The organism is Myxococcota bacterium, from assembly GCA_041389495.1.
Lineage (GTDB): Bacteria > Myxococcota_A > UBA9160 > UBA9160 > UBA4427 > JAWKRT01.
On sequence record JAWKRT010000001.1, the window covers coordinates 1,803,369 to 1,827,676 of the forward strand.

The 24,308-nt window shown below is 75.5% G+C and carries 22 protein-coding genes; 14 read left to right on the forward strand and 8 right to left on the reverse strand.

The features are described from left to right. The first annotated feature begins 37 nt into the window (after positions 1-37). A complete protein-coding gene (locus R3E88_08020; protein MEZ4216407.1) occupies positions 38-1,459 on the forward strand; it encodes a matrixin family metalloprotease in 1,422 nt (473 codons plus the stop codon). Further along, entirely contained in the window at positions 1,459-1,860 is a 402-nt protein-coding gene (locus tag R3E88_08025; protein ID MEZ4216408.1) for a hypothetical protein, read from the forward strand. Before R3E88_08020 ends, R3E88_08025 begins: the two co-directional genes overlap by 1 nt. Here the strand turns inward: R3E88_08025 and R3E88_08030 are convergent. Continuing rightward, entirely contained in the window at positions 1,857-2,774 is a 918-nt protein-coding gene (locus R3E88_08030) for a class I SAM-dependent methyltransferase (GenBank protein ID MEZ4216409.1), read from the reverse strand. The two genes, R3E88_08025 and R3E88_08030, sit on opposite strands and share 4 nt — an antisense overlap. A 126-nt stretch (positions 2,775-2,900) precedes the next feature. On the opposite strand from R3E88_08030, the gene R3E88_08035 reads away from it, so the two are divergent. Together R3E88_08035 and R3E88_08040 are read left to right on the forward strand one after the other, a co-directional pair. Beyond that, complete coding sequence (locus tag R3E88_08035; protein MEZ4216410.1) at positions 2,901-3,692, forward strand: 2OG-Fe(II) oxygenase; 792 nt, start codon at positions 2,901-2,903, stop codon at positions 3,690-3,692. A gap of 67 nt (positions 3,693-3,759) precedes the next feature. Beyond that, positions 3,760-5,292: a V4R domain-containing protein gene (locus R3E88_08040; protein MEZ4216411.1), complete on the forward strand. Its 1,533-nt coding sequence runs from the start codon at positions 3,760-3,762 to the stop codon at positions 5,290-5,292. On the opposite strand, the gene R3E88_08045 is transcribed toward R3E88_08040, so the two are convergent. After that, positions 5,289-7,121, reverse strand: a complete 1,833-nt coding sequence (locus R3E88_08045; GenBank protein MEZ4216412.1) for a BTAD domain-containing putative transcriptional regulator — start codon at positions 7,119-7,121, stop codon at positions 5,289-5,291. The genes R3E88_08040 and R3E88_08045 overlap by 4 nt on opposite strands. 245 nt (positions 7,122-7,366) lie before the next feature. On the opposite strand from R3E88_08045, the gene R3E88_08050 reads away from it, so the two are divergent. From R3E88_08050 to R3E88_08065, 4 genes are read left to right on the forward strand one after another with little or no spacing between them, the layout of a single operon-like run. After that, complete coding sequence (locus R3E88_08050; GenBank protein ID MEZ4216413.1) at positions 7,367-8,728, forward strand: tail fiber domain-containing protein; 1,362 nt, start codon at positions 7,367-7,369, stop codon at positions 8,726-8,728. Then, positions 8,718-9,881 (forward strand): hypothetical protein, encoded by a 1,164-nt coding sequence (locus tag R3E88_08055; GenBank protein ID MEZ4216414.1) that lies wholly within the window; start codon positions 8,718-8,720, stop codon positions 9,879-9,881. Before R3E88_08050 ends, R3E88_08055 begins: the two co-directional genes overlap by 11 nt. Then, positions 9,824-10,204 (forward strand): tail fiber domain-containing protein, encoded by a 381-nt coding sequence (locus R3E88_08060; protein MEZ4216415.1) that lies wholly within the window; start codon positions 9,824-9,826, stop codon positions 10,202-10,204. Before R3E88_08055 ends, R3E88_08060 begins: the two co-directional genes overlap by 58 nt. After that, complete coding sequence (locus R3E88_08065) at positions 10,204-10,986, forward strand: hypothetical protein (protein MEZ4216416.1); 783 nt, start codon at positions 10,204-10,206, stop codon at positions 10,984-10,986. Before R3E88_08060 ends, R3E88_08065 begins: the two co-directional genes overlap by 1 nt. A 3-nt stretch (positions 10,987-10,989) precedes the next feature. Here R3E88_08065 and R3E88_08070 read toward each other — a convergent pair whose 3' ends face one another. Next, positions 10,990-11,661 carry a class II aldolase/adducin family protein gene (locus R3E88_08070; GenBank protein ID MEZ4216417.1) on the reverse strand — a complete coding sequence of 224 codons (672 nt, stop codon included), beginning with the start codon at positions 11,659-11,661 and terminating at the stop codon, positions 10,990-10,992. A 127-nt stretch (positions 11,662-11,788) separates the two neighbouring features. Between R3E88_08070 and R3E88_08075 the strand changes: the two genes are divergently transcribed. Continuing rightward, a complete protein-coding gene (locus R3E88_08075) occupies positions 11,789-13,000 on the forward strand; it encodes a DegT/DnrJ/EryC1/StrS family aminotransferase (GenBank protein MEZ4216418.1) in 1,212 nt (403 codons plus the stop codon). On the opposite strand, the gene R3E88_08080 is transcribed toward R3E88_08075, so the two are convergent. Continuing rightward, on the reverse strand, positions 12,997-14,082 hold the full coding sequence (locus R3E88_08080) for a metal-dependent hydrolase (protein ID MEZ4216419.1): 1,086 nt from the start codon (positions 14,080-14,082) through the stop codon (positions 12,997-12,999). The genes R3E88_08075 and R3E88_08080 overlap by 4 nt on opposite strands. A gap of 131 nt (positions 14,083-14,213) precedes the next feature. Between R3E88_08080 and R3E88_08085 the strand changes: the two genes are divergently transcribed. Further along, a complete protein-coding gene (locus tag R3E88_08085; GenBank protein MEZ4216420.1) occupies positions 14,214-14,651 on the forward strand; it encodes a nuclear transport factor 2 family protein in 438 nt (145 codons plus the stop codon). A 45-nt stretch (positions 14,652-14,696) separates the two neighbouring features. Further along, positions 14,697-15,209: a hypothetical protein gene (locus R3E88_08090; GenBank protein ID MEZ4216421.1), complete on the forward strand. Its 513-nt coding sequence runs from the start codon at positions 14,697-14,699 to the stop codon at positions 15,207-15,209. On the opposite strand, the gene R3E88_08095 is transcribed toward R3E88_08090, so the two are convergent. Then, on the reverse strand, positions 15,181-16,332 hold the full coding sequence (locus R3E88_08095; protein ID MEZ4216422.1) for an acyl-CoA dehydrogenase family protein: 1,152 nt from the start codon (positions 16,330-16,332) through the stop codon (positions 15,181-15,183). The two genes, R3E88_08090 and R3E88_08095, sit on opposite strands and share 29 nt — an antisense overlap. After that, complete coding sequence (locus R3E88_08100) at positions 16,332-17,558, reverse strand: acyl-CoA dehydrogenase family protein (GenBank protein MEZ4216423.1); 1,227 nt, start codon at positions 17,556-17,558, stop codon at positions 16,332-16,334. Before R3E88_08100 ends, R3E88_08095 begins: the two co-directional genes overlap by 1 nt. 154 nt (positions 17,559-17,712) lie before the next feature. Between R3E88_08100 and R3E88_08105 the strand changes: the two genes are divergently transcribed. Continuing rightward, positions 17,713-18,969 carry a cytochrome P450 gene (locus R3E88_08105; GenBank protein ID MEZ4216424.1) on the forward strand — a complete coding sequence of 419 codons (1,257 nt, stop codon included), beginning with the start codon at positions 17,713-17,715 and terminating at the stop codon, positions 18,967-18,969. Between the two features lie 4 nt (positions 18,970-18,973). Here the strand turns inward: R3E88_08105 and R3E88_08110 are convergent, their stop codons facing one another. Continuing rightward, positions 18,974-20,653, reverse strand: a complete 1,680-nt coding sequence (locus R3E88_08110; GenBank protein ID MEZ4216425.1) for a hypothetical protein — start codon at positions 20,651-20,653, stop codon at positions 18,974-18,976. Positions 20,654-20,958: 305 nt separating this feature from the next. Here R3E88_08110 and R3E88_08115 point away from each other — a divergent pair, with 305 nt between their 5' ends. Beyond that, positions 20,959-22,068 (forward strand): OmpA family protein, encoded by a 1,110-nt coding sequence (locus R3E88_08115; protein ID MEZ4216426.1) that lies wholly within the window; start codon positions 20,959-20,961, stop codon positions 22,066-22,068. A 169-nt stretch (positions 22,069-22,237) separates the two neighbouring features. Further along, a complete protein-coding gene (locus R3E88_08120; protein ID MEZ4216427.1) occupies positions 22,238-23,443 on the forward strand; it encodes a sulfotransferase in 1,206 nt (401 codons plus the stop codon). 13 nt (positions 23,444-23,456) lie between these two features. Here R3E88_08120 and R3E88_08125 read toward each other — a convergent pair whose 3' ends face one another. Then, positions 23,457-24,197 carry an NIPSNAP family containing protein gene (locus R3E88_08125; GenBank protein ID MEZ4216428.1) on the reverse strand — a complete coding sequence of 247 codons (741 nt, stop codon included), beginning with the start codon at positions 24,195-24,197 and terminating at the stop codon, positions 23,457-23,459. Positions 24,198-24,308 lie beyond the last annotated feature (111 nt).

Consider the following 24,308-nt stretch of genomic DNA (forward strand, 5'->3'; position numbering starts at 1 on the left):
CGGGGTCCGCGCGTTGCTGCGCGCGAGCGCCCGGGCGGTGCGCGACGCCCGGTCGATGCGCGCCGCCGCGCGGCTCTCCGCCGTCGCACTCGCGCTCGCCGGCGGCGGGCTCGCCTGCGCGTCGAGCTTCGATTCGCTGCTCTCGCCGCCGCCGGTCGCGCGCGCGACCGATCGCCCTCCGCCGCCCGACCGCCGCGACTATCTCGCCTTCCGCGCGGCGCACCCCGACGTGCTCGAGCCGAACTACCTCCCGTTCATGGTGCACCGGCTTCCGGGCGACGGGCCGGAGGGCGACCTCCTGCTCTTCTGTCGGTGGGACGAGGCGCGCATGCCGCTCGCCGTCTACGTCGACGCACCGCCGCTCCCCGACGCGCTGCAGGACGAGCTGCGCCCGGTCGCACCCGAGCGCTTCGCGGGCGCGGTGGCCGGCGCGCTCGCCATCTGGGAGCGGGAGCTCGAGGGGCTCGTGCGCTTCGAGCGCGTCGATCGCGCGGCGGACGCCGACCTGCGCGTCCGGCTCGTCGCCGCGCGCGCGCCCGCCCCGCGGCCCGACGTGCTCGTGCTCGGCGCGACCGACGCGCTGCACGCCGCATGCGTGCCCCAGGGCTGGGATCCGGATGCCCAGCGCCAGCGCGTGCGCTTCGCGGTGCGGGAGCTCGAGATCTATCTCGCGGACGAGTTCGGGCTGCTCACGCCGGGGCAGGTCGAGCGCATCGCGCTCCACGAGCTCGGGCACGCGCTCGGCATGCTCGGCCACAGCCCCGACGAGGGCGACATGATGTTCGCCGCCTATCGCGAGCGCAGCGCGGTCGAGACGCTCTCGCAGGCGGACGTCGACTCGTTCGTCTCGCTCTACCGGCTGCCGAACGGGGCGCACTACGGCTTCGCGACGCCGGGCGGCCCGCCGCCCCGACTGCCGCCGCTCCCCCCGGCCGGCGCGCCCGCGCTCGCGGCGGCGCCGCGCGTCGATGCGCGGCGCGGCTTCGCGCTGCGCTTTCCGGAGGGCTGGGTCGTCGCGGACACCGCGCGCGGCGCGTTCGCCGCGAACGGCCCCGTCTGGGACTACGATGCGTCGATCGAGCTCGCGGTCTGGCCGTACGCGCGCGTCGAGGAGCTGCTCGCGCGCGCGGGCGGCGCGCTCGTCGGCGACGCCTGGCTGCGCCGGCGCGCGCCCGTGACGCTCGGCGGGCGGCCCGGCGTGCGGCTCGTGCTCGAGCTCGCGGCCGAGGCGCTCGTGCGCGACGTGCGTCTGGTCGAGCTCGGCGATGGGCGCGTCCTGATGATCGTCGTACAGTGCCCGGTCGCCGCGGAGCGCGAGTGGCGCCCCTGGCTCGAGGCCTCGCTCGCGACGCTCGCGCTCGACGACGCGCACGGCGAACCGGGGCGCGGGGAGCGCGGGGAGCACGGGGAGCGCGGGGAGCGCGCGCAACGCGCGCAACGCGAAAGGGGAGGGGAGTGATGGTCCGGTGGGTCGCAGGCATCGCGGGCGCCCTCGTGCTCGCGTACGTGGCCTTGATGGTCGGCGCGAGCGAGCTCGCCGAGGAGGTCGTCGTGCTGCGCACCTTCGACGCGCGCGGCGCCGCCCACGAGACGTCGCTCTGGATCGTCGAGGACGACGCGCACTCGCTGTGGCTGCGGGCCGGCATGCCGACCTCGAGCTGGCTCGAGCGGATTCGCGAACGGCCCGACGTCGAGCTGGTGCGCGGCGGCACGACCGCCCTGTACACGGCCGTCCCGGTGGCCGCGGAGCGCGAGCGCATCCACGCGCTCATGCGCGAGCGCTACGGCCTCGCCGACCGGATCATCTCCGCGCTCCGCGACGGGTCCGAGTCGGTTCCCGTCCGGCTCGACCCTCGTTAGGCGCCGCCCGCCCGTCGCGCCGCCAGCGCGCGGATGCGCGCGACGTCGCGCGCCACGACGTCGGCGTCCGGGAGGGCGCCGGGCTCCGCCGCCTGCGGTGCGCACAGGTAGTCGAGGTGCTGGTCGGCGGCCGGCCGCGTCGCGACGACCCGAAAGCCCGCCCGCGCGAGGGCCGCGCGGATCGTCGCGTCGCTGAAGTAGTACGGGTGGTCGACCTTGATCGCCTCGACGAGCCCGCCCTTCGCGTCCGCGACCGCGAGGGCGTCGACGATGTCGACGAAGAAGAGTCCGTCGTCGGCGACGAGCTCGCGGATCTTGGCGAGCGCCGACGCCACGTCGAGCAGGTGGTCGGCGGTCTGGCACAGCGCGACGAGGTCGAAGCGCGCGCCGGCGGGCGGCGCGTAGTCCTCGACGAAGCCCGCGGCCGTGCGCAGCCCGAGCGCGGCGGCGACCTCGAGCTCCTCCGGCGACGGGTCGAGCACCGTGGCCTCGGCGCCGAAGCGGTCGCGCAGCGCGGCCGCCACGATGCCGGTCGATCCGCCGACGTCGAGCAGGCTCCGCACCGCGCGGCCGGCGAGCGCCTCGCCGAGCCAGTCGCGGAGCGAGGCCGCATAACGTCGCTGATCGTCGGGGAGCGTGGCCGCGCTGATCTCGCGCCCGTGGTAGGCGCTCACGATCGGTCGGTACCACTTCGCGTAGAACTCGGCGTAGCCGTCCGCGTCCATGCGCGGGTCGAGGAAGACGAGGGAGCAGTCCTCGCAGACGGAGGCGCTGGCGGGGTAGCCGTAGCGGTCGCGCTCGGTGACGCGCGCGAGCCGGTCGCTCCCGCACAGGTTGCAGCGCGACACCGGCTCGGCCTTGCGCGCCGCGTAGTCGTAGCCGACGGCGTCGATGCGCTCGGCGCGCGAGGTCATGCGCCACACCTCCGGCGCGCGACGCTAGCACGCGGCTTCGCGCCGCCCGGCTCGCCGCGTCGCGCGCGGCCTTCGCACGCGCGGCGCGATGGCGCGCCGCGGGGCCGGTGGTACGGTTCGCCGCCGATGCCGCGCATCGACTCCGACGCACTCCTCCTCTCCCGCGCGAACCTCCACGTCGACTACGAGCCGATGTGCACGTTCTGCGCGGACGACTACCTCCCGCGCGACGTGTACGACGAGCTCTACGCGACGTGGCCGCACGAGGCGAGCGTCGACTACTCCGCGAACACCGAGGGCAAGTTCGGCTTCCGCTCGTCCGAGGCGGGCGACGCGTTCGCGCGTTTCTGCGACACGCACCCGGTGTGGGGCGAGGTAGTCGACATCCTGTCCTCCGAGGCCTTCTCCGACGACGTGCAGCGCACGCTCGCGCGCGGGCTCGTCGACGCGCGCGGCGCCGCGGCGCGCCGGCGCTGGCGCAACGACACGCACCGCGCGCCCTCGGACAACCCGCTGCGCTACTGGCTCTCGGAGCCGATGCGGACGACGTTCCAGATCTCCGTGCTGCCGCCCGGCAAGACCGTCGACCCGCACCTCGACGCGCCGCGCAAGCTCGTGAGCCTGCTGCTCTACTTCGCCGACCCCGACTGGCGTCCCGAGTGGGGCGGCGCCACCGAGTTCTACGTGCCGGTCGACCCCGAGCGCGCCCGCACCTGGAGCCCGACCGCGCGCGTCGGCTTCGAGGAGATGAAGCTCGTCCGCGAGACGGCCTTCGTGCCGAACCGGCTCGCGGGCTTCGTGCGGTCGCCGACCTCGTGGCACGGCGTGCGGCCGATCGCCTGCCCGGAAGGCCGGGGGCGCAAGGCGCTGCTGATCAACCTGAAGCGCCTCAAGTGGAGCAAGCGGCACGAGCCGTAGCGCCCGCGCCCGCGCGCGTTCCCCGCGACGGTTCGGCCGCGGCCGGTGCCGGCCGATAGGGGGCCGCATGCCGGACCGCTCGCCGCGCTCCTTCTCCGCACCGCTCGCCGCCGCGCTCCTCGACGCGCTGACCGCCGACGTCGCGATCGCCGAGCGCACGCGCGCGGCGCGCGCGCTCGGCGACGAGGCGGCACTGCGGCGCGGCGAGCGCGCGCCGGGGGCCGAGGCACTCGTCGCCGCGCTCTCCGCCGCGCGGCTCGACGAGGCCGCGGCGCGCCGCGTCGGCCGGCGGGCCGCGCGCGACCCGGCCGTCGTCGCCGCGCTGCGCGCGAACGGCATCGCGACCTGCGAGCGCGCCTATCGCCAGTGCGATCGCGTCGCGCCGCGCGAGGACGAGGCCGCGCGCTGGGAGGTCGTCGAGCTCGCGACGCGTCGCGCGAGCGGCGCGGCGACCGTCGCCTACGTCGCCGACGGTCCGGCCGACGCGCTCGCCTGCGCGCTCCGCGCCGGCGTGCTCGAGGGGCTGCCGCAGGGGTTCGGGGGCGCGCCGGCGCACGCCGTCGAGGTCGCGTGCCGCGCGCGCGGCGACGCGCGCTGCGTGTTCCGCGTCGAGTGGCGAGACGCGCGCGCAGGCGCGCGCGTCCGCACCGCGGGGGTCGCGATCGCCGCAGCCGCGGGCGCGACCGCGCTCGCGATCGGACTCGGCGCGGGCGCGCTCGTCGCGCTCGCGGCCGCGGGCACCGCGCTCGCCGCGGCACTCGCGGGCGCCGCGGCGTCGCGCATGCACGCGGTGGCCCCCGACGATGCGCCCGATGCGACGCTCCGAGAGCTCGAGCGTCGCATCGCCGAGCGGAGCGACGCGCTCGCGAAGCTCGACGCGCGCATCGAGGGCACGGCCGGCCCCGCCGCGCCCGCAGCGCGCGCGGAGGCCGAGGCGCTCGCCGGGCCGGTCGCGCGCCTGCGGCGCGACCTCGCGCTCGGCGCCGACGCACTCGAGCAGCTGCGCGCCGAGGGCGCGCCCGCACCGGGCGCCGCCCTCGACGACCTCCTCGACGGCGTCGCGGCGCGCGTCTCCCGCGCGCGACTCGCGGCGGACGCCGTCGCCGATCTCGTGGGCCCGAGCGACGCCGTGCGCGCGCGCGAGGACCTGGGGGCGATGCTCGAACGCGTCGCGCGCGCCGCGCGCTGCGCACCCGGGGCGGGCCCGCGGATCGACGCGCGCGCGCCCGCCGACCTCCCGTTCGCAGACTGCGACGGCGCCCGCATCGAGGCCGTCGTCGAGCGGCTCGTCGCGCGCGCCGTCGAGGCGGCCGGAGCGACGGGGCGGGTCGCCCTCGAGGCGCGCGCGGTCGACGACGGCGTCGAGATCGCCGTCGCCGACGACGGTCCGCGGCTCGACGGCGCGGCGATCGACGAGCTCTTCGATCCGTTCCCGGCGTCGCCCGGCGCGAGCCACGAGGCCGCCGGAGCCGCCGCGGACCTCGCCCGCGTGCTCGAGCGCCACGGCAGCGCGTTGCAGATCGCGCCGGCCCGCGCCGGCGCGCGCGGGACGCGCGCGAGCTTCGTCCTCCCGCTCCGCGCTCCACAGGTCCGACGTTAGGCGTCGAGCTCCTCGAGCGACGCGGCGATGCGCCGCTTCAGGTCGTCGAGCAGCGGGGGCGGAACGGCATCGCGGGCGACCTCCAGCACGAGGTCGTGGACGATGCGCTCGCCGCGCAGCAGCTGCGCGCTCTCGAGCTCGGCCCACGGCTCCGAGAGCCGGACGAGCGGGATCTCGAGCACGCGCGCGGCGACCGCCGCGCCGAAGCGATCGCCCGCGAGCGCGGCGATGCGGAGCAGGTCGCGCGCCTCGTCGGAGACGCGCGCGATGCGCGCCGAGACGAGCTGGCGGATGCGCGGCGGCACGTCCTCGGGGCGGCCGTCGTCGTGCGCGCGTTCGAAGAGGTGGCGGACCAGCTCGAGCAGGAACAGCGGGTTGCCGCCGCTGCGCTCGACGAGCTCCTCGGCACGCGCCTCGAGACCGAGGCCGAGGCCCTCGAGCATCGCGACGAGCGGCGGGGCGGCGATCGGCCCGAGCGCGAGTCGCACCGCGTTGCCGGTGGCGAGCACGCCGTCGAGCAGGGCCGTCGCCTCGTCGGCGAGCTCGCCTTCGCGGTAGCAGAGGATGGTGCGCATCCCGTCGGTGCGGCCCCAGTGGGGCGAGTACACGTGGTAGCCGGCGCGCAGGCTCTCGCGGTCGACGAACTGCAGGTCGTCGACGCCGACGCAGCGCATGCCGGCGGCGACCGCGAGCCGGGTCGCCTCCGTCTGCGCCTGCACGAAGCGCAGCGCATCGAGCTCGCGCGACGGTGCGCCGTCGGCGCGCCGTCCGGGGAGCAGGCGCGCGAGCTCGCCCGCCACCCACGCGGGGAGCTCGAGCGACGGGAAGGCCTCGAGCATCTGACGATAGGTCCGCGCGTGTGTCGCGTACGGGACGTGCGCGTCGCCGGGGCGCCCCTCGAAGACGAAGGGCGCGCCCTTCGCCGCGAGGAACTCGCGCAGCAGCCGGGACTTCCCGATGCCCGGAGGTCCGACGAGGAAGATCGCGGCGCCGCGCGACCACGCGGCCTCCATCTCGGCCCAGATCTCGGAGCGTCCCGTGAACGGGAGCGGCAGGAGCAGGCGGGGTGGCGGGCCGCCGCGCGTCGCGCCGTGGGTCGCGGGCGCGAAGGCCGCACTGCGTCCGCGGACCCGCTCGACGAGGCGGCGCGTGCGCGGCGACGGCGCCGCACCGAGCTCGCGCTCGAAGACGCGCTCGCAGCGGGCGAAGGCCGCGAGCGCCGCGGCGCGGTCGCCGCGTTCGTGGTGGAGGCGGATCAGGCGTCGCCAGGCGCGTTCGCCGCACGGCTCGAGCTCGACCGCGCGCTCGGCCCAATCGAGCGCCTCGCGCGCGTCGCCCGCGGCCTCGGCGCGTTCGGAGAGGCCGACGCACGCGGCGGCGCGCAGGCGGTCGAGGCGGTACCGGGAGGCCGCGAGCCAGTCCGCGAAGTCGTCGCAGTCGCGCAGCGCGACGTCGCCGAGCAGTGCGCCGCGCTGCGCCGCGCACTCGTCGAGGCGACCGGCCGCGTGGGCGGCCAGCACGTCGCGCGCATCGACGCGCACGTTCGCGCCGAGCTGGAGCAGGTCGCGCCCGCGCACGACGACCTGGCCGTCGGCGAGCAGCCGCAGGCGGCGGAGCGACTGCGCGAGGTTGTTGCGCCCGGTCGCCTCGGGCGCGTCCGGCCACAGGAGCGTTGCTAGGCGCGACCGCGAGGTCGGCCCGTCGAGCGCCAGCACCGCGAGGAGGGCGGCGAGCTTCGCGGGGAGCGGTCGGGGCCAGGCCGCATCCGAAGGCGTCAACGCGGTGCCGCCGAGCACCGTCACCGCGAGGTCGTTCCGGCGCGACTCCATCACCCATCTCTCCGCGCCTCGCATCCTATGCGAGCGGCGTGCACGGCGATACGCAGTTCACGCGCGAGTCACGCTCCCGTCATCGCGGCCCCCTAACCTCGATCCGGGCATCCGGTCGCATCGCGCGAGGTCGCGCGTCGGGGGCGCGTCGGTCGCGCGTCGGGGCCGAGGTCGGAACGGGAGAGCGGGGAGAGGGACGGGGCATGCGGGCCGGACTCCCGAGGCGATGGCGAGCCGGATCCGGGATGGCGGGCGTCGGAGTCGGGATCGCCGCCGTGCTCGTCGCGCGCGCCGACGTCGCGGTGAGGCCGGAGGCCTCGGGCGCGTTCGTCGTCGAGGACGCGAGCGGGACGATCGAGCGGCTGCGCGTCGACGAGGCGACCGGCCGATGGCTGCGGGACGGGACGCTGTTCCTGCACACGACCGGCACCGCGAACCTGTTCGTCGGTGCGAACGCCGGCAACGTCGCCATCCAGGGCAGCTCGAACGCGGCGTTCGGACCGAACGCGCTCTCGGGCCTCGTCCTGGGCGGAGGCAACGCGGCGTTCGGAGCATCGGCGCTGGCCGCCAACGCGAGCGGGAGCCAGAACGCCGCGTTCGGCACGCTCGCCCTCGCGAACAACGAGGCGTCCGAGAACTCGGCCTTCGGCGCGTTCGCGCTCACCGGCAACGTCTCGGGCGGCGGCAACGCCGCGTTCGGCTGGAACGCGCTCGGCGTCAACTCCACCGGGAGCGCGAACGCGGCGTTCGGCGCGCGCGCGCTCGATGCCAACGCCGCCGGCTCCGGCAACGCGGCCTTCGGCTACGAGGCGCTCGGCGCGAGCACGGCGCTGAACAACTCCGCCTTCGGCGCGTTCGCACTCCGCGCGGCCACCGTCGGCCTCCACGACACCGCCGTCGGGGCCTACGCCCTCGAGCACACGACGACGGGCCACCTGAACGTCGCGGTCGGCGCGGAGAGCCTGCGCGCGAACACGTCGGGCGGCTCGAACGTCGCGGTCGGCGCGAACGCGCTCGACCAGATCGCGAGCGGGAGCCGGAACATCGCGATCGGTGCGGGGGCGGGCGCGCTCCTCACGAGCGGGAGCGACAACGTCTACATCGGCTCGAGCGGCCCGAGCGGCTTCGAGACGAACACGATCCGCATCGGCAGCGGGCAGGGCGCGACCTACGTCGCCGGCATCGCAAACACGGTGCTCGGCAACGGGCTCCCCGTCGCCGTGACGCCCGACGGACACCTCGGCTCGAGCCTCTCGTCGGCCCGCTACAAGCGCGACATCGCCTCGCTCGGCGCGGACGCGCGGCTCGTCCAGGCGCTCCGCCCCGTGTCGTTCCGCTATCGCGACGAGGTGCTCCGCGGCGAGCCCGCGCGCCTCGAATACGGGCTCGTCGCGGAGGAGGTCGCCGACGTCGCGCCCGAGCTCGTCGTGCGCAACGCACTCGGCGAGCCCGAGGCCGTCCGGTACCAGCTCCTCGCTCCGCTCCTCGTCGGCGACGCACAGCGCCAGGAGCGCGCGATCGCTGCGCTCGAGCGGAGGATCGAGGAGCTCGAAGCGCGGCTCCGGGAGCAGTGCGACGGAAGCGAGGAGAATGGGAATGGACGCTAGGTACACCGTGTCCCGCATCGGCGTGCTCGCGCTCGCGTCTGCGCTCGCCGCGCCGCTCGCGGCGCGCGCCGACGTGACGGTGCGTCCGGAGGGCGGCGGCGCGTTCGTGGTCGAGGACGCGAGCGGCACGGTCGCGCGGGTACGCATCGAGGAGTCGACCGGGCGCTGGCTGCGCGACGGCGCGCTGTTCCTGCACACGCCCGGGACGGGCAACCTGTTCGTCGGCAACGCGGCGGGCAACCCGCTCGTCGCGGGGAACAACAACGTGGCGTTCGGCGCGTCGGCGCTGGCGGCGGTGGGGAACGGGAGCCGGAACACGGCGTTCGGGTCGTCGGCGCTGCAGGCGGTGTCGGCGGGGCAGGACAACGCGGCGTTCGGGACGCTCGCGCTGGGGTTCAACACGGGGTCGGAGAACGCGGCGCTCGGCGCGTTCGCGCTGGTGCTGAACACGACGGGCACGGGGAACGCGGCGGTCGGGTACAACGCGCTCGGCGTCAACACGACGGGCAGCCGCAACACCGCGTTCGGCGCGCGCGCGCTCGACGCGAGCACGACGACCGACGACAACGCGGCCTTCGGCCACGAGGCGCTCGGCCTGACGACGACCGGCGACGAGAACTCCGCGTTCGGCAGCGGTGCGCTCCGGGACAACACGATCGGGTTCTGGAACACGGCGGTCGGCACCCATGCGCTCGAGCGCAACACGACGGGCCGCTACAACGTCGCGGTCGGCCATCAGGCGATGCGATTCGGTCAGGTGGGCTGGGGGAACGTCGCTCTGGGTGTGGGCGCCCTGTTCGCGCACACGACGGGCCACTACAACGTGGCGATCGGGACCGATGCGCTCGACCTGCTCACGGCCGGCGACTCCAACATCGCGATCGGTCTCCAGGCCGGGAATTACAACGTCAATGGGAGCGACAACGTCTACCTCGCGAGCCCGGGGCCCGCGCTCCCGCAGAGCAGCGAGTCGAACACGATCCGCGTCGGCACGACCGGCCTCCATACGTCGAGCTACATCGCCGGCGTCTCGGGCAGATCGCGCCGAGCGGCGTGCCGGTGGTGGTCGCCTCGGACGGCAAGCTCGGGACCGTCGTGTCGTCGTCGCGCTACAAGCGGGACATCGAGAGTCTGGGCGCGCGCAGCGAGGTGATCCAGTCGCTGCGCCCAGTGTCGTTCCGCTACCGGGACGAGCTGCTGGGCGGCGCGGAGGCGACGACGGAGTACGGGCTGATCGCGGAGGAGGTGGCGGACGCGGCGCCGGAGCTGGTCGTGCTCGACGCCGACGGGGCTCCGCAGGCGGTCCGCTACCAGCTGCTCGCGCCGATGCTCGTCGGCGAGTCGCAGCGGCAGGAGCGCGAGCTCGCCCGCCAGCGCGAGGAGCTCGCGGCCGAGCGCGCGAAGGTGGCGCGGCTCGAGGCGCGGATCGCCGCGCTCGAGGCGCGGCTCGGTGCGGGCGTCGAGGAGGGTCGGTGATGCGATGCGGAGTGGCGCGTGCGATGGCGGCGGCGGGAATCGCGCTCTGCGCGCTCGCGGCGCGACCGGCGGCGAGCGCGAGCGGCCCCGCGACGCCGGGGCTCTTCATCGGGAGCGAGGCTGCGGTCTTCCTCGGCGCGGGGCAGGTGGACCTCGCCTGCGGAGACGTCGAGGTCACGGGCAAGCTGCTCGGCGACGCCGGCATCCTCACGGGCGTCGGCAACTTCGTGGTGCAGCCGGGCGCTTCCGTGTACGGCGGCACCTCCGCGATCGACCTCGCGGGAAGCTTCAGTCAGCAGGGCGAGTTCGCGGCCGAGAACGGCAGCGTGCAGCTCACCGACGGCTGCGGCATCACGAGTGCCGCGATCTTCGGCTCGAGCACGTTCGCGTCGCTCTCGCTCTCGACGGCCGCGGGCAAGACGTGGGCGTTCGAGGCGGGCTCGACGCAGACGGTGACCCAGTCGCTCGACATGTCGGGTGCGCCGACCGGCAAGCTCCTCGTCCGCAGCACGGTCGACGGCGTCGCCGCGAACCTCGCGCTGCTTCCGGGGGCCTCGCAGTCGACGGCCGACCTCGACGTGAAGGACGACCACGCGGTCGGGGAGCCGATCCTGTTCGGCAACGGGTCGGTCGACTCGGGAAACACCGACGGCTGGGTGTGGAGCATCGTGAACGTGCCGGCCGCACCCGCGGCGGGCGTCGCGCTGCTCGCACTCTCGCTCGCGTCGATGGGCGCCGCCGCGCTGCGGCGCCGCGGCGCGCGCACGCCCGCCGTTCGCTAGGCGTCAGGCCTTCGCGCCGCCGGCCGCGGGCTGGCCGCGCGTGCGCAGCGCCATGTAGATCGGCGAGAAGCGCTCGATCGTCGACGCGGGGAGCGGCACGAGCTCGCCGAGCACGCGTGCGCCCCAGACGATCTCGGCGGTGCGCTCGACGAGCGAAGCGACCTTCATCGCCTCGCCGATCGTCCGGCCCACCGAGACGAGGCCGTGGTTCGCCATCAGCACCGCACCGCGGCGCGCGACGTGGTGCGCCACCTCCTCGCCGAGCTCGTCGCTGCCGGTGAGCTCGTACTTCGCCACCGGCACGTCGCCGCCGACGAACACGTCGACCTCCTCGATCACGCACGGGATCGGCTGGTGCGTCACCGCGAACATCGTCGAGTACTTCGCGTGCGAGTGGATGACGCCGCCGAGCTCGGGGTAGCGCCGCAGGCACCCGAGGTGGAGCGCCTTCTCCGAGGTCGGTGCGCGCGCCCCGCGCACGACCTGGCCGGCGAGGTCGACCACGACGAGGTCGTCGACGGTCATCGTCTCGTACGGGAGCGACGAGGGCGTCAGCACGACGTTCCCGTCCGGGAGTCGCGCCGACAGGTTGCCGCTCGTTCCCTCGACGAGGCCGCGGCGCAGGAGCTCGCGCGCGGTGTCGATCACCTCCTGCTCGATGTCTCGCGACGTCATGCGCGCATGCCTCCGGGCTCGGATCGCGCGGCAGTCTACCCGTGGGCGCCGCGGCACGCCGTCTTTCGCGTGCGCGCGAACCGACTACCCTCCGCGCGCTCGCGGGCGGTCGCCGCAGGGGGGAGCGATGTCCGACGCATCCACGCGTTCGCGCGCGCACGCGGGCCCCCCGTCCGCGCACGCGGAGCCGCCGCTCCCGTACTCGCGACAGTGGATCGACGACGCCGACGTCGAGGCCGTCGCGGCCGTGCTGCGGGGCGAGTGGCTCACGACGGGCCCCGCGGTCGACCACTTCGAGGGCGCGCTCGGCGCCGCCACGCGGGCGCCGCACGTCGTCGCCGTGAGCTCGGGCACGGCGGCGCTCCACGCCGCCTACGCGGCGTTCGGCGGTGCGCCCGGGGCGGCGCTCGTGACGTCGCCGCTCACCTTCGTCGCCACCGCGAGCGCCGCGTTGCACCTCGGCATGGACGTCGCGTTCGCCGACGTCGACGCGCGCACCGGGCTCCTCGACCCCGGCGCCGCGCGCGCGGCGCTCGACGCGCTCGGCGCGCGCGCGCGCATCCTGGCGCCCGTCGACTACGCCGGCCATCCCGCGGACGCGCGCGCCTTCGAGTCGCTCGCCGCCGAGCGCGACGGCCTGCGGGTCGTGATCGACGGCTCGCACTCGCTCGGCGCGGCGCGCGGCGGGAGGCGCGTCGGCGAGATGGGCGACGCGACCACGCTGTCGTTCCATCCGGTCAAGCCGATCACGACGGGCGAGGGCGGCGCGGTCGCGACGCGCGACGGTGCGGCGGCCCTCGCGATGCGGCACTTCCGCAGCCACGGGATGCGGCGCGGCGAGCGCGCGGGCGGCGGTGCGACGGACGACGCCTGGGCGTACGACGTCGCCGAGCCCGCCTTCAACTTCCGCCTGCCCGACGTCGCGTGCGCGCTCGGCGCGAGCCAGCTGCGGCGGCTCGACGCCTTCGTCGCGCGCCGCCGCGCGATCGCGGCACGTTATGCGCGCGACCTCGCCGACGTCACCGCGCTCGAGCTTCCCGTCGTCGAGCCGGGTGCCGAGCCCGGCTGGCACCTGTACGTCGTGCGCGTGCGCGAGGCCGCGCGGCGGCGCGCGTTCTTCGACGCGCTGCGCGCGCGCGGGCTCGGCGTGCAGGTCCACTACGCGCCCGTCCACCTGCTGTCGCTCTTCCGCGCGCGCGGCCACCGCGAGGGCGAGCTGCCGCGCGCCGAGGACTTCGCGCGTCGGGCCGTGTCGATCCCGCTCTTCCCGGCGATGTCCGACGGCGACGTCGCGCGCGTCGTCGACGCCGTCCACGACGCCGCGCGCGAGGTCCTCTAGCGCCGCGTCGGGAGCTCTTCGCCGACGAGCCGGCCGAGGGCGGCCAGGTCGCCGAGCGCCGCGCGCAGCAGCGCCGCCGGGTCGAGCGCGTCGGCCGCGCGCGGGCGCGAGAAGCGCTCGACCGCGCCGCGCAGCGCGCCGTCGCGGTCGAAGTAGCCGCGCACGCCCCACATGCCGAAGCGCGGATCGCCCGGCACGCCGTACCGCAGGTCGTCGATCTCGACGACGAAGCCGTCGTCGCTCGCGCGCACGCGCGCCGCGGTGTCGTCCATCGCGAACCACGTGAAGAGCCGGCCCTCGGGCGTGCGTGCGAGTGCGTCGATGCGCGCGTCGCGCTCGGGGCGGAAGGCCTGCCAGCGGATCGCGTCCGGCGCGAGCGCGCTCGTCCAGCCGACGCGCACGACGTCGCCCGTGCGCGCGACGACCCGCCGCAGCCACGGCTGCAGCAGCGTCGGGTAGGCGCGCACGACGACGGCCTCGCCCGCCGGCGCCTGTGCGCGGAGCGTGCGCGCGACGCGCGCCTCGAGGCGCTCGTTCAGCGACCAGCCGTAGAAGAGATAGGCGGTCGAGGCGGCGAGCGCGGCCGCCGCGATGCGCGCGCGCCGGCGCGGGGCGAGCGCGCGCAGCGAGCCCGCGGCGAGCGCGAGCGCGAGGGGCACGGAGTAGAACGGGTCGACGATGCCCACCGCGTCGAGCGCGAACCGCTCGCGCGAGAACGGCGCGAGCAGCTGCGTGCCGTACGGCGTGAACCAGTCGAGGAGCGGGTGCGTGACGAGCGCGAGCGCGAACAGCGCCGTCCACGCGCCGAAGGGCCCCGGGTCGGTCCGGCCGCGCCAGGCCGCGACGTGCTGCGCGACGAGCGCGAGCACGGGGCCGAGCGCGAGCCCGAACCAGAGCGAGTGCGTGACGCCGCGGTGGTAGAGCATCTCGCCGAACGGCCCGTGCGTCGCGACGGCGAGCACGTCGAGGTCGGGAACGAGCCCGGCGACGGCGCCCCACGCGCGCGCGCGCGGGCCGAGCGACCGCGCGAAGCCCGCCTGTCCGATCGCCGCGCCGAGCATCGCCTGCGTGATCGTGTCCACGTCGCGCCGGAGGCTACTGCGCGGGACGGCTTCGTGTAGGATGCGGCGCCGGCGCACGGCGGCCGCCGTGCGACGACGGCCGACGAGTGCGGCGGCGAACACCGCGGCGATCGAGCGGGTGGGAGGCGACGATGGCGGACGAGCATCCGGCGCGACGGGCGGGCTTCCTGTCGCAGAAGTACGTGGCGAACGGCCAGCGCGAGGAGTGGCTCGCGCTGTTCGCCGACGAGGGCGCGGTCGTGCAGGATCCCGTCGGCGTGTCGCCGCTCGACCCGACCGGCAAGGGTCAGATCGGCAAGCAGGGGATCGCCGCCTTCTGGGACAACGTGATCTCGAAGGGCCGCGTGAGCTTCGACTACCCGAAGTCCTACGCGGCCGGCGACGAGTGCGCCTTCATCGGGAAGGTGATCAACGAGTTCCCGAACGGGCAGCGCTTCGAGGCCGAGGGCGTCTTCGTCTACCGCGTGAACGAGGAGGGCAAGCTCCTCTCGCTGCGCGCCTTCTGGGAGTTCGCGCGTCCGACGACGGACGGCGTCGCGCCGCACCCGCCGGTGTCGCGCGCGGGCTGAGGCCGCGATGCCGCCGGTTCGTGCGGAGCGGGCGGGGGCCGGGTCGTGAACGAGCGCCTCGACACGCGCGCCATTCGCGAGGAGCAGGCGCGCAAGACGTGGTCGCCGCTGCGCGAGGCGGCGATGCGCGTCGAGCTCGCGCCGTTCCGCGACCGGGCCGTGTTCTACACGGGCGCGGGCGCCGCGCGGGCGCGCGCGCTCGTCGAGGCCGACCCGACCTTCATGCGCCTCGACGATGCGCTCGCGCAGACGGGCCTCGGGCGCCTCCTGCTCGACGAGCTGCTGCGCGTGCCCGCCTTCCTGTGGCCGCACACGGAGCAGGTGTGGTGGGAGCTCTCCTACCGCTTCGCGCTCTCCGCGATCGGCGACGTGCACTGCTTCGGCGACGAGCGCGACCTCGTCGCGGGCGAGCTCGCGGACCCCTTCCGCAGTCGCTTCGCCACCGCGCCGGGCCGCTACGTCGACGAGGTCTTCTGGAAGGTCGAGCTGCCCGCGCTCGACGGCAGCGACCGCGTCGAGGTCATCCACTTCAACGGCCGGCCGCTCGACCTCGACTGACCCGCGCCCCGGACGGAGCGTCGGGCGGTCGTCCGGCGAGCGCGCTCGCCCAGCGCGCGCGCGCGAGCGCGCGGTGGTGCGCGCCGGCGCCCCCGAGCTCGAGCCGCAGCACGGCGAGCGGCAGCGTGAAGGTGTGGAGCGCGTGCTCGCGCGTGAAGCCGATCGCACCCGAGAGCTGGTGCGTCTCGCGGAAGACGAGCTCGGCGGTGCGCGCCGCGTGGCCGGCCGCGGCGGCCGCGAGCGCGTCGGGCGCGCCCCGCCAGGCCGCTTCGAACGCGAGCCAGCGCGTGCCCTCGACGCGCACCGCGGCGTCGGCGAGCCGGTGCTGCACGGCCTGGAACGAGCCGATCGGCCGCCCGAACTGCTCGCGGCGCGAGAGGTAGGCGACGGTCGCATCGAGGGCGCCGCGCGCGAGGCCCGCGACCTCCGCGGCGAGCGCGACGCGCCACCAGGCGCGCAGCCGCGCGCCGCTCCCGGCCCCGAGGCGCTCGCCGCTCGCGCGCGGGGCGCCGCTCGCCGGGGCCTCGTCGTTCGCGGGCGCCGGGTCGAACGCGAGCGCCGGGTCGAACGCGAGCGCCGGGTCGAACGCGAGCGCGGCGAGCGCGACCGGGTAGGTCGAGCGCAGGGGGGCCCGTCGCGCGCCGCGCGCGACAAGCGCGACGAGTCGCGCCTCGTCGCCACCGCTCGCCGCCGGCTCGCCGCACGCGACGAGAGCGTGCGTCGCGTGCGCGGCGTACCGCGCGGGTGCCGTCCGCGCGCCGCCGTCCTCGAGGAGCGCGAGCGCGACCCGCGCGCCGCCGAGCTCGCTCGCGCGCGCGCCGAGCAGGGCTGGCGCGACGAGCGCGCGCGCCGCGAACGGCACCGCGCCCGCGCGGTGTGCGATCGCCTCGGTCGCGCATGCGGCCGCGAGCGGCCCGCGACCGCGCGTCGCGTCGCCGTCGCCGGCATCGAGCGCGACGTCGCAGAAGCCGGCCTCGTCGAGCGCCGCGGCGAGCGCGGCGTCGAGCCCGTCCGCGTCGGCGACGGCCTGCGCGCGTTCGGCCGTCCCCGGCGCGACGCGGTCGAGCAGCGCGTCGAGCCCCGCGAGCACCGCGCGCTGCTCGTCGTCGAGCGCGAAGTCCATCAGCCGCCGTCCTTCGCGGGGCGCGGGGCGGGCTCGCGCGGCAGCCCGAGGTGACGGCGCGCGATCTGGTCGAGCTGCACCTCCGTCGCGCCGACCGCGACGCCGGCCGTCATCGAGAGCCGGAAGTTCGCGTCGGCGAAGCTCCCGTAGGCGAGCGCGTCGCCCGGCGCGCGCGCGCGCAGCGCCTCGAACTCGACCGCGAGCTCGCCCGCGCGCTTGTCGGCGTTCGTCCCCGCGACGCGCGCGAGGTTCGTCGCGACCGACGGCGGCTCGCCCTTCGCGCGCCCGTCGATCACGCGCCACGCGAGCAGCCGTGCCGCCTCGCACTCGGCGATCGCCTCGGCCAGCGGCTCGAGCCGCGCGAGCGCGCGCTCCGCGTCGTCGCCGTCGAAGGCGCCGTCGTCGGCGGCCCGCGCGACGAGCGCGTCGAGCGTGCGCGCCGCGCGCGCGTAGCGCGCGGCGCCGACGCGCTCGTAGGCGAGCGCGTGCGCGACGACGTCCCAGCCCTCGTGCTCGGGCCCGAGCCGGCACGCGACCGGCACGCGCACGTCGCGGAAGAACACCTCGTGGAAGTAGCGCTCGCCGACGATCGACGGGATCTCCCGCACCTCGATCCCGGGAAGGTCCATCGGGACGAGCAGCACCGAGATGCCGCGGTGGCGCCGCGAGCCGGCGAGGGTGCGGACGAGCAGGAAGCAGGAGTCCGCGCGGTTGCAGTACGAGGTCCAGATCTTCTGGCCGTTCACGACGTAGACGTCGTCGTCGCCGCCCGGGCCCTCGCGGTCGGCGCGCGTGCGGAGCGCCGCGAGGTCGCTGCCCGCATTCGGCTCGGAGAAGCCCTGGCACCAGAGCGCGCGGCCCGCGGCGATCGCGGGCAGGTGGAGGCGCTTCTGCTCCTCGGTCCCGAACTGCATGATCGCGGGGCCGATCCAGTTGACGTTCATGTACTGGGAGCCGCGGGGCTCGCCCGCGGCCCACAGCTCCTCCGACAGTACCCAGTGGCGCCACGCCGACGCCTCGCTCCCGCCCCAGGCCGCGGGCCAGTGCGGCGTGAGCCAGCCGCGTGCGGCCAGATCGGCGCAGAACGCGCGCGAGAAGTCGAGCTGGGCCTCGCTGCCCGGCCCGCCCTTCGAGATCTCTTCCCAGCTCTCGGGGAGGCGCTCGGCGAGGAAGGCGCGCAGCGCGCCGCGGAAGGCCTCGTCCTCGGGCGACCAGTCGAACTCCACGGGCGCCTCCACGGCGGTTCGCGATCGGCGGCTCGTCGCGCGCAGGCTATCACGCGCGCGCGCCGTCCTCCGATGAGGGACCGCAGGCGAGAACACGCTTGTGACGCGCGGGCCAGCGAGACATCCTACGCGCCCGCCGCCCGAGGAGGACCCCATGGCCGCACCCGCTACGGAAGCTCCGATCGTCGACCTCATCCATCCGGACGTCTACGTCGAGCACGGCTATCCGCACGACGCCTGGACCTGGCTGCGGAATCACGATCCGGTGCGCTTCATCGAGCGGCCGTCGGGCTCCTCGTACTGGGCCATCACGAAGCACGCCGACATCATGGCGATCGGCAAGGATCCGAAGCGCTTCCTGAACGAGCCGCTGCTCGTGCTCGAGTTCGAGGATCGCGGCGGCGAGGGCGCCTTCCAGCCGCCGCAGACGCTGATCCAGATGGATCCTCCCAAGCACCACGGCTTCCGCCAGCTCATCAGCCGCCGCTTCACGCCGCGCGCGCTCAAGAAGATCGAGAAGGACATCCACGACATCGCGTTCGAGATCGTCGACGACCTGTTCAAGCAGGGCGAGGAGGGCGAGTGCGACTTCGTGCGGCAGGTGTCGGCGCCGCTCCCGATCGCGGTGATCGCGTGGCTGCTCGGGGTGCCGCGCTCGGACTGGGAGCTGATCTTCCGCTGGACGAACCAGATCATCGGCGCCGGCGACCCCGAGTACCAGAAGGAAGGCGAGGACTCGAACGCGACGGCGCAGGCCGCGATGATCGAGGTCTTCCAGTACATGACGAAGCTGATGGAGGACAAGCGCAAGAACCCGGCGGACGACATCGCGAGCGCGCTCGTCCACGCCGAGGTCGACGGCCGCAAGCTCGAGCCGATCGAGGTGCTCTCCTACTACTTCATCATCATCATCGCGGGCAACGAGACGACGCGGAACGCGACGAGCGGCGGCATGCTCGCGCTGATCCAGCACCAGGATCAGCTGCGCCGTCTGCAGCGCCACCCCGAGCTGATGTCGGACGCGATCGAGGAGATCGTGCGCTGGACGTCGCCGATCATCCACTTCGCGCGCACGGCGTCGGAGGACGTCGAGATCCGCGGCCGCAAGATCCGCAAGGGCGAGCAGCTCGGGCTCTTCTACCCGTCGGCGAACCGCGACGAGGAGATCTTCGAGCGCCCCTTCGAGTTCGACATCGGCCGCAAGCCGAACCGCCACCTCGCGTTCGGCATCGGCGAGCACTTCTGCGCCGGTGCGCACGTCGCGCGCCTCGAGCTCGAGATGGCGTACAAGTACCTCGTGCCGCGCATCGAGGAGATCGAGCTCACGGGCCCGGTCGAGCGGCTGCGCTCGCAGCTCGTCGGCGGCGTGAAGCACCTGCCGATCCGCTACAAGCTGCGCCCCGCTCGCTAGGCGACTACCGGGCCCGCGGGCCGGTCGCGGCGACGTCGCGCCGGAGCCAGGCGCCGACGCGCTCGTCGTAGACGTAGTGCTGCGCGAGCCCCGGGTGCTCCCACAGCGCGCGCACCGCCGCGAGCGCGGGCTCGTCGGGGCCCGGGTCGCGGCCGATCAGCAGCGCCGCGGGCCTGCGCGCGAGCACGTAGGCCGCGTTCGAGCGCAGGTGTCCCATCCCCATCGCGACCGCGCCCCGCACGGCGTCGCTGCTGCGCGCGATCACCGGGTCGGTCAGGCCGAGCAGGTCGAGCACGACGAAGCGCGTCTCGAAGCCGATGACGCCGATCGCGACGGCGCCGACCGTCGCGTCTTCGGGCAGCAGGGCGGCGAGCCGCTGCGCGCGCGCGCGATCGCCCTCGGCGAGCTGCTCGTCGAAGGCGCGCTTGCTCGCGACGCGCGCGTCGCGCCAGCGCGGGCTCGCGAACGGGACGGCCGCGACCGCGGCCGCGAGCGCGACCGCGAGCGCGGCGACGGCTTCGCGCGCGCTCGTCCGCGCGCCCATCCGCGCGCTCGCGCGCGCGCCGGGCAATGCCGGGCGGCGCGCGAGCGCGAAGCCGACGCCGGCCGCGAGTGCCGCCGCGCCGACCGCCGGCCCGCCCGCGACGTAGCTCGCCGCGCACGCGACGAGGCACGCGAGCCACGCCGGGGCCGCGCGCTCCGCGTCGGACACGGCGAGCGCCGCCGTGCGCGCGCCGAGCGCCGCGAGCGTCGGGAAGATCGGCAGCAGGAAGCGCGAGAACGTGAGGGCGGTGCCGCCCGTCGCGAGCACGTACGCGAGCGTCGCCGCGCAGAACGCGAGCCCCGTGCGCGCGACCGCGTCGCGGCGCGCGAGGGCGAGCGCGATCGCGGGCAGCGCCGCGAACACGGGCGCCTCGAACAGGAAGCCCGCGGCCTTCCCGAGTGCCGCGGCGAGCGGCACGCCGCCGACCTTCGCGTGGAACGTGTTCGGCACGAGCGAGCCGTAGTAGGCGAGCCGGAACGCGCAGAGCGCGAGCCCGGCGGCGCCGACGGCCAGCGCGGGGCGCCAGCTCCGCGCGCGGCGCGGACCGTCGCCGAGGATCTGCGCGGCGAGCGCGACGCCCGCGACGAGCACGGCGTCGGGACGGGTCGCGAGCGCGAGCGCGAGCAGCAGCGCCGTCGCGCCGCGGCGCGCGCGCGCCTGTGCGGCGAGCGCGCCGACCGCGAGCGCGAGGAAGGCGAGCGTCTCCATCCCGCTCGTCGCGAAGTAGGGAAGGGCGGGGGACGCGAGCACGACGAACGGAGCGAGCCCCGCGACCCAGCGCGCGCGCGCGGGCACGCCCGCGCTCGCGAGCGCGTAGACCGCGACGAGCAGCGCGGCACCGCTCGCGACGCCGAGCGCATGGCCGACCGCCGGCGCGTCGAGTCCGAGCGCCGTGCCCGCGGCGATCGCGAGCGTCCAGAGCAGGTTCGTGATGCCCTCGACGCGTTCGCCCGGGTTCCAGACGAGCCCGTTTCCCTCGACGAGGTTGCGCGCATAGCGATAGGAGATGAACGAGTCGTCGAGCTGCGGAGCGGGTCGCGCCGACTCGACGACGAGCAGCGCGACGGCCGCAGCGAGGAGCCAGAGCGCGACGCCGGGCCCGCGGCGGGGCGGCGCGGAGGGCGGGGCGGGCGCGGCCATCGCGCCGTATGTAGCCCAGCGCGCCCGCGCGGTGCGCGCGCGCCGGCGCCCGCCGCCGCGCGTCGCGGGCCGCCGTGGCCGCGGGCGACCGCGCGGGAATGCGCCGTGTTCTCGCCGGCTTTCGCGGGTCGGTCGCGCCTCGCGTGCACCCGCCGCGCGCGCGCGCGACGCGCGCGCCGCCCTTCGTTCGCACTTTACGCCCTAGGTGGACTTCCTATGCTACGCGACCGGTGCTCGCTGGAGCCCGTTCACCCCCGCTGGCCACGGCTCGCACGCCGCGCCCGCGACGAGGAGCTCGAAACATCATGTCCCAGTCCTTCCGTTCGGCCGCCGTGGCGGTCCTCTCGGCGGGCGGGCTCGCCGCGCTCGGATGCGCGGCGACGCCGCTCGCGCCCGAAGCCCCTCCCCAGGTCTCGCCGGTCACGCTGTCGGCCGGCGAGCAGCGCGTCGTCGACCACGTCTTCGTGGTGACCGACGCCTCCGGCACGATGTACGAGGCGAAGTCGTTCCCGCGCGCGAAGGCGCTGTCGCAGGGCTTCGTCGACGCGCTTCCCGCGCCCGACGCGCGCGCCGCGAGCACGACCTACAACGCGGGCGCCATCGGCTTCGGCGGCGACGACCGCGTGTCGCTCGCGCTGCAGTCGTTCGACCGGCGCGCGCTGCGCGGCACGGTCGACCAGGTGCACGTGATGGGCCGCGTCGACGGCCGCGGCGGCGAGACGCCGCTGCACCGCGTGATCGGCGAGATCGGCTCGCAGCTCGACGGGAAGACGGGCCGCGCCGCGGTCGTCGTGTTCACGGACGGCGAGCCCGACGACTCCGCCGCGGCGCTCGACGCCGCGACCGCGCTCGCGAGCTCCTACGCGAGCGGCGTCTGCTACCACGGCGTGCAGGTCGGCGACGACCCGGCGGGCGCGCGGTTCCTGCAGACGCTCTCCGAGATCTCGTCGCCGTGCGGCAGCTTCCGCAACGCGTCGGCGGTCGGCACGGGCACGGCGCTCGCGGCCTTCACCAAGGGCGTCATGGTCGGCGACGCGCCCGGCGGCCGCTCGCTTCCGGCCGTGGCGGCCAACGCCTGCACGGGCGTCACGCTGAACGGCATCGAGTTCTCGTTCGACCGCGCCGAGATCCGCCCGCAGAGCGCGCCGATCCTCGACCAGGCGGCGGGCCAGCTCCGGGCGTGCCCCGACGTGAACATCACGATCGAGGGCCACACCGACCAGCGCGGCAGCGCGGACTACAACCAGTCGCTCTCGGAGCGGCGCGCGGGCGCGGTGCGCGACTACCTCGTGCGCAAGGGTGTCGAGTCCGGCCGGCTGCAGTCGGTGGGCAAGGGCGAGTCGAACCCGCTCGACACGAGCGAGACGGAGGCGGGCTACCAGCGCAACCGCCGCGTCGAGCTGCGGCCTCGCTAGTTCGGCGGCGGCGGCGGGTGCACCGGCGCAGCCGGGCCCGCTGCGCGCGCGACGATCGAGGGGCGGAGCCCGCCGGGCTCCGCCCCTTTTTCGTTCCGGGGCCGACCGCGCAGCGCCTACACTGCCGCGCGCGCCGAGCCGCCTCGCGGCCGCGCGGGGAGGAATGCGCGTGGCCGCCTCGTTCGACTTCGACTCGATCCTCGCCGAGGCGCGCGAGCGCGCGGGCTCGAGCGACTTCGGGAGCGACTTCGAGGAGCCGCTCCGCCGGCTCCTGCGCTCGCTCGAGGACGAGGCCGACCTGAACGAGACCGGCCGCGCCATGCAGCGCGAACGCACCGTCAACGTGCTCGCGACGCGCGCCCGGGTCGAGAGCTGGTTCCACCGCCATCCCGAGATCGCCGACGAGCACATCGGCGCACCGCTCGTCGTCTGCGGCCTGCCGCGCACGGGCACGACGATGCTGCACCGCGTGATCGCGGAGGACCCGGAGTTCGACTCCGCGAAGTGGTACGAGACGCGCTTCCCCGCGCCGTTCGACGGCTGGGAGCCTTGCGCGCCCGACGCGCCCGACGAGCGCATCGCGGTCGCGAAGGAGGAGGTGCGCATGACGCTCGAGCTCGCCCCGGAGCTCATGGCGATCCACCCGTTCGACGCGACGAGCCCCGACGAGGAGATCATGCTCCTCGAGCAGTCCTTCTACAGCGCGGTGCCCGACAGCTACTGCCGCCTTCCGAGCTATGCGGAGTGGGTCGACGCGCAGGACCAGATGCCCGGCTACCGCTACCTGCTGCGGATGCTCCAGTTCCTGCAGTGGCAGCATCGCCAGCGCGGCGGCGTGCGGCCGCGCTGGACGCTCAAGTCGCCGCACCACCTGCACTACCTGCGCGAGCTGTTCACGCTCTTCCCGGACGCGACGGTGGTGCAGACGCACCGCGAGCCCGAGCAGATCGTCCCGTCGATCTGCAGCATGTCGAAGTACCTGTTCGCCATGGGCACCGATCGCCCCGACCTGCACTGGGTGGGCGCGCACTGGAGCGCGAAGTGGGCGCGCGCGATGGAGCGCTCGATGCGCTACCGCGATGCCGCGATCGCGGCCGACCCGCGCATGGCCGAGCGCTTCATCGACGTGTGGTTCCTCGACAGCGTGAAGGACCCGGTCGAGACGGTGCGCTCCGTGTACGCGCGCATCGGCCGCGAGCTCACGGCCGTCGCGCGCGAGAAGATGGAGCGCTGGACGGAGGACAACGCGCGCGAGAAGCGCGCGCCGCACGCCTACTCGCTCGAGGAGTTCGGCCTCACGTCCGAGCGGATCCGCGAGCTCTACGGCGCGTATCGCGAGCGCTACATCCTGACGCGCGCCGGCGCGCGCGAGTAGCGGCCGCCGCGGCTCAGACCTGGTCGATCGGCCGGCGGTCGCCGACCTCGGGCTGGCGCCCGATGCGCAGCGGCGAGAACTCGGCCTCGACGAGCAGCGTGCGCTCCCAGTCGACGGCGATGCCGCGCGTCGCGTCGCGGAACTTCCGCATGCCGGCGTCGCCGCGCTGCGCGCGCTCGTACTTCGCCCAGGTCGCCCAGCTCGGGATCGCCCAGAGCACGATGCACTCCGAGTCGTTGCGCATCGCGGTCTCGAAGGCGCCGACGAGCTCGAACCCGAACGCCGCGTGCGCCGCGATGCCGACCTCGCGCACGCGCTCGAGGTAGTCCGACGACGTTCCCGGCTCGACGCGGACGAGCTCGTGCGCGTAGACCGCACCGCGCACGCCGTCGGCGCAGAGCTCCTCGACCGTGCGCGTCCACGGGGCCGGGACGACGAGGCGGTCGACGCCGCCGCGCCGGTACTTCGCGGCCTCCGCCCACCACACGGCGAGCGACGGGTCCTGGAGGGTGGGGCTCGACAGCTCGTGGTCGAACGACGCCGCCATGCCCTCGAAGCCGTCCTCCTCCCAGATGTTGACGACCTCGGGCCACCGCCCCGTGCTGCCCACCGTCCCGAACACGCCGTAGCAGAGCTGGCCGCGCTCCTCGCGCGCCTGCGGGCTCCAGTTCGCGGTGGCGTGGTGCATGTAGCGCGCGCGGTTCGGCCCGAGGATGTCGACGAACTCGTGGATGTACAGCTTCTGGTTGCCCATGCGTTCTCCCGCGCGCGAGTATGCCATGCGCGTTCGCGCGCGGGCGTACGGCGACGTGGCCCGTATGACCGTGCGCCGCGCGTTCGTGCGACGGCCGCGTCCCCGCGACGC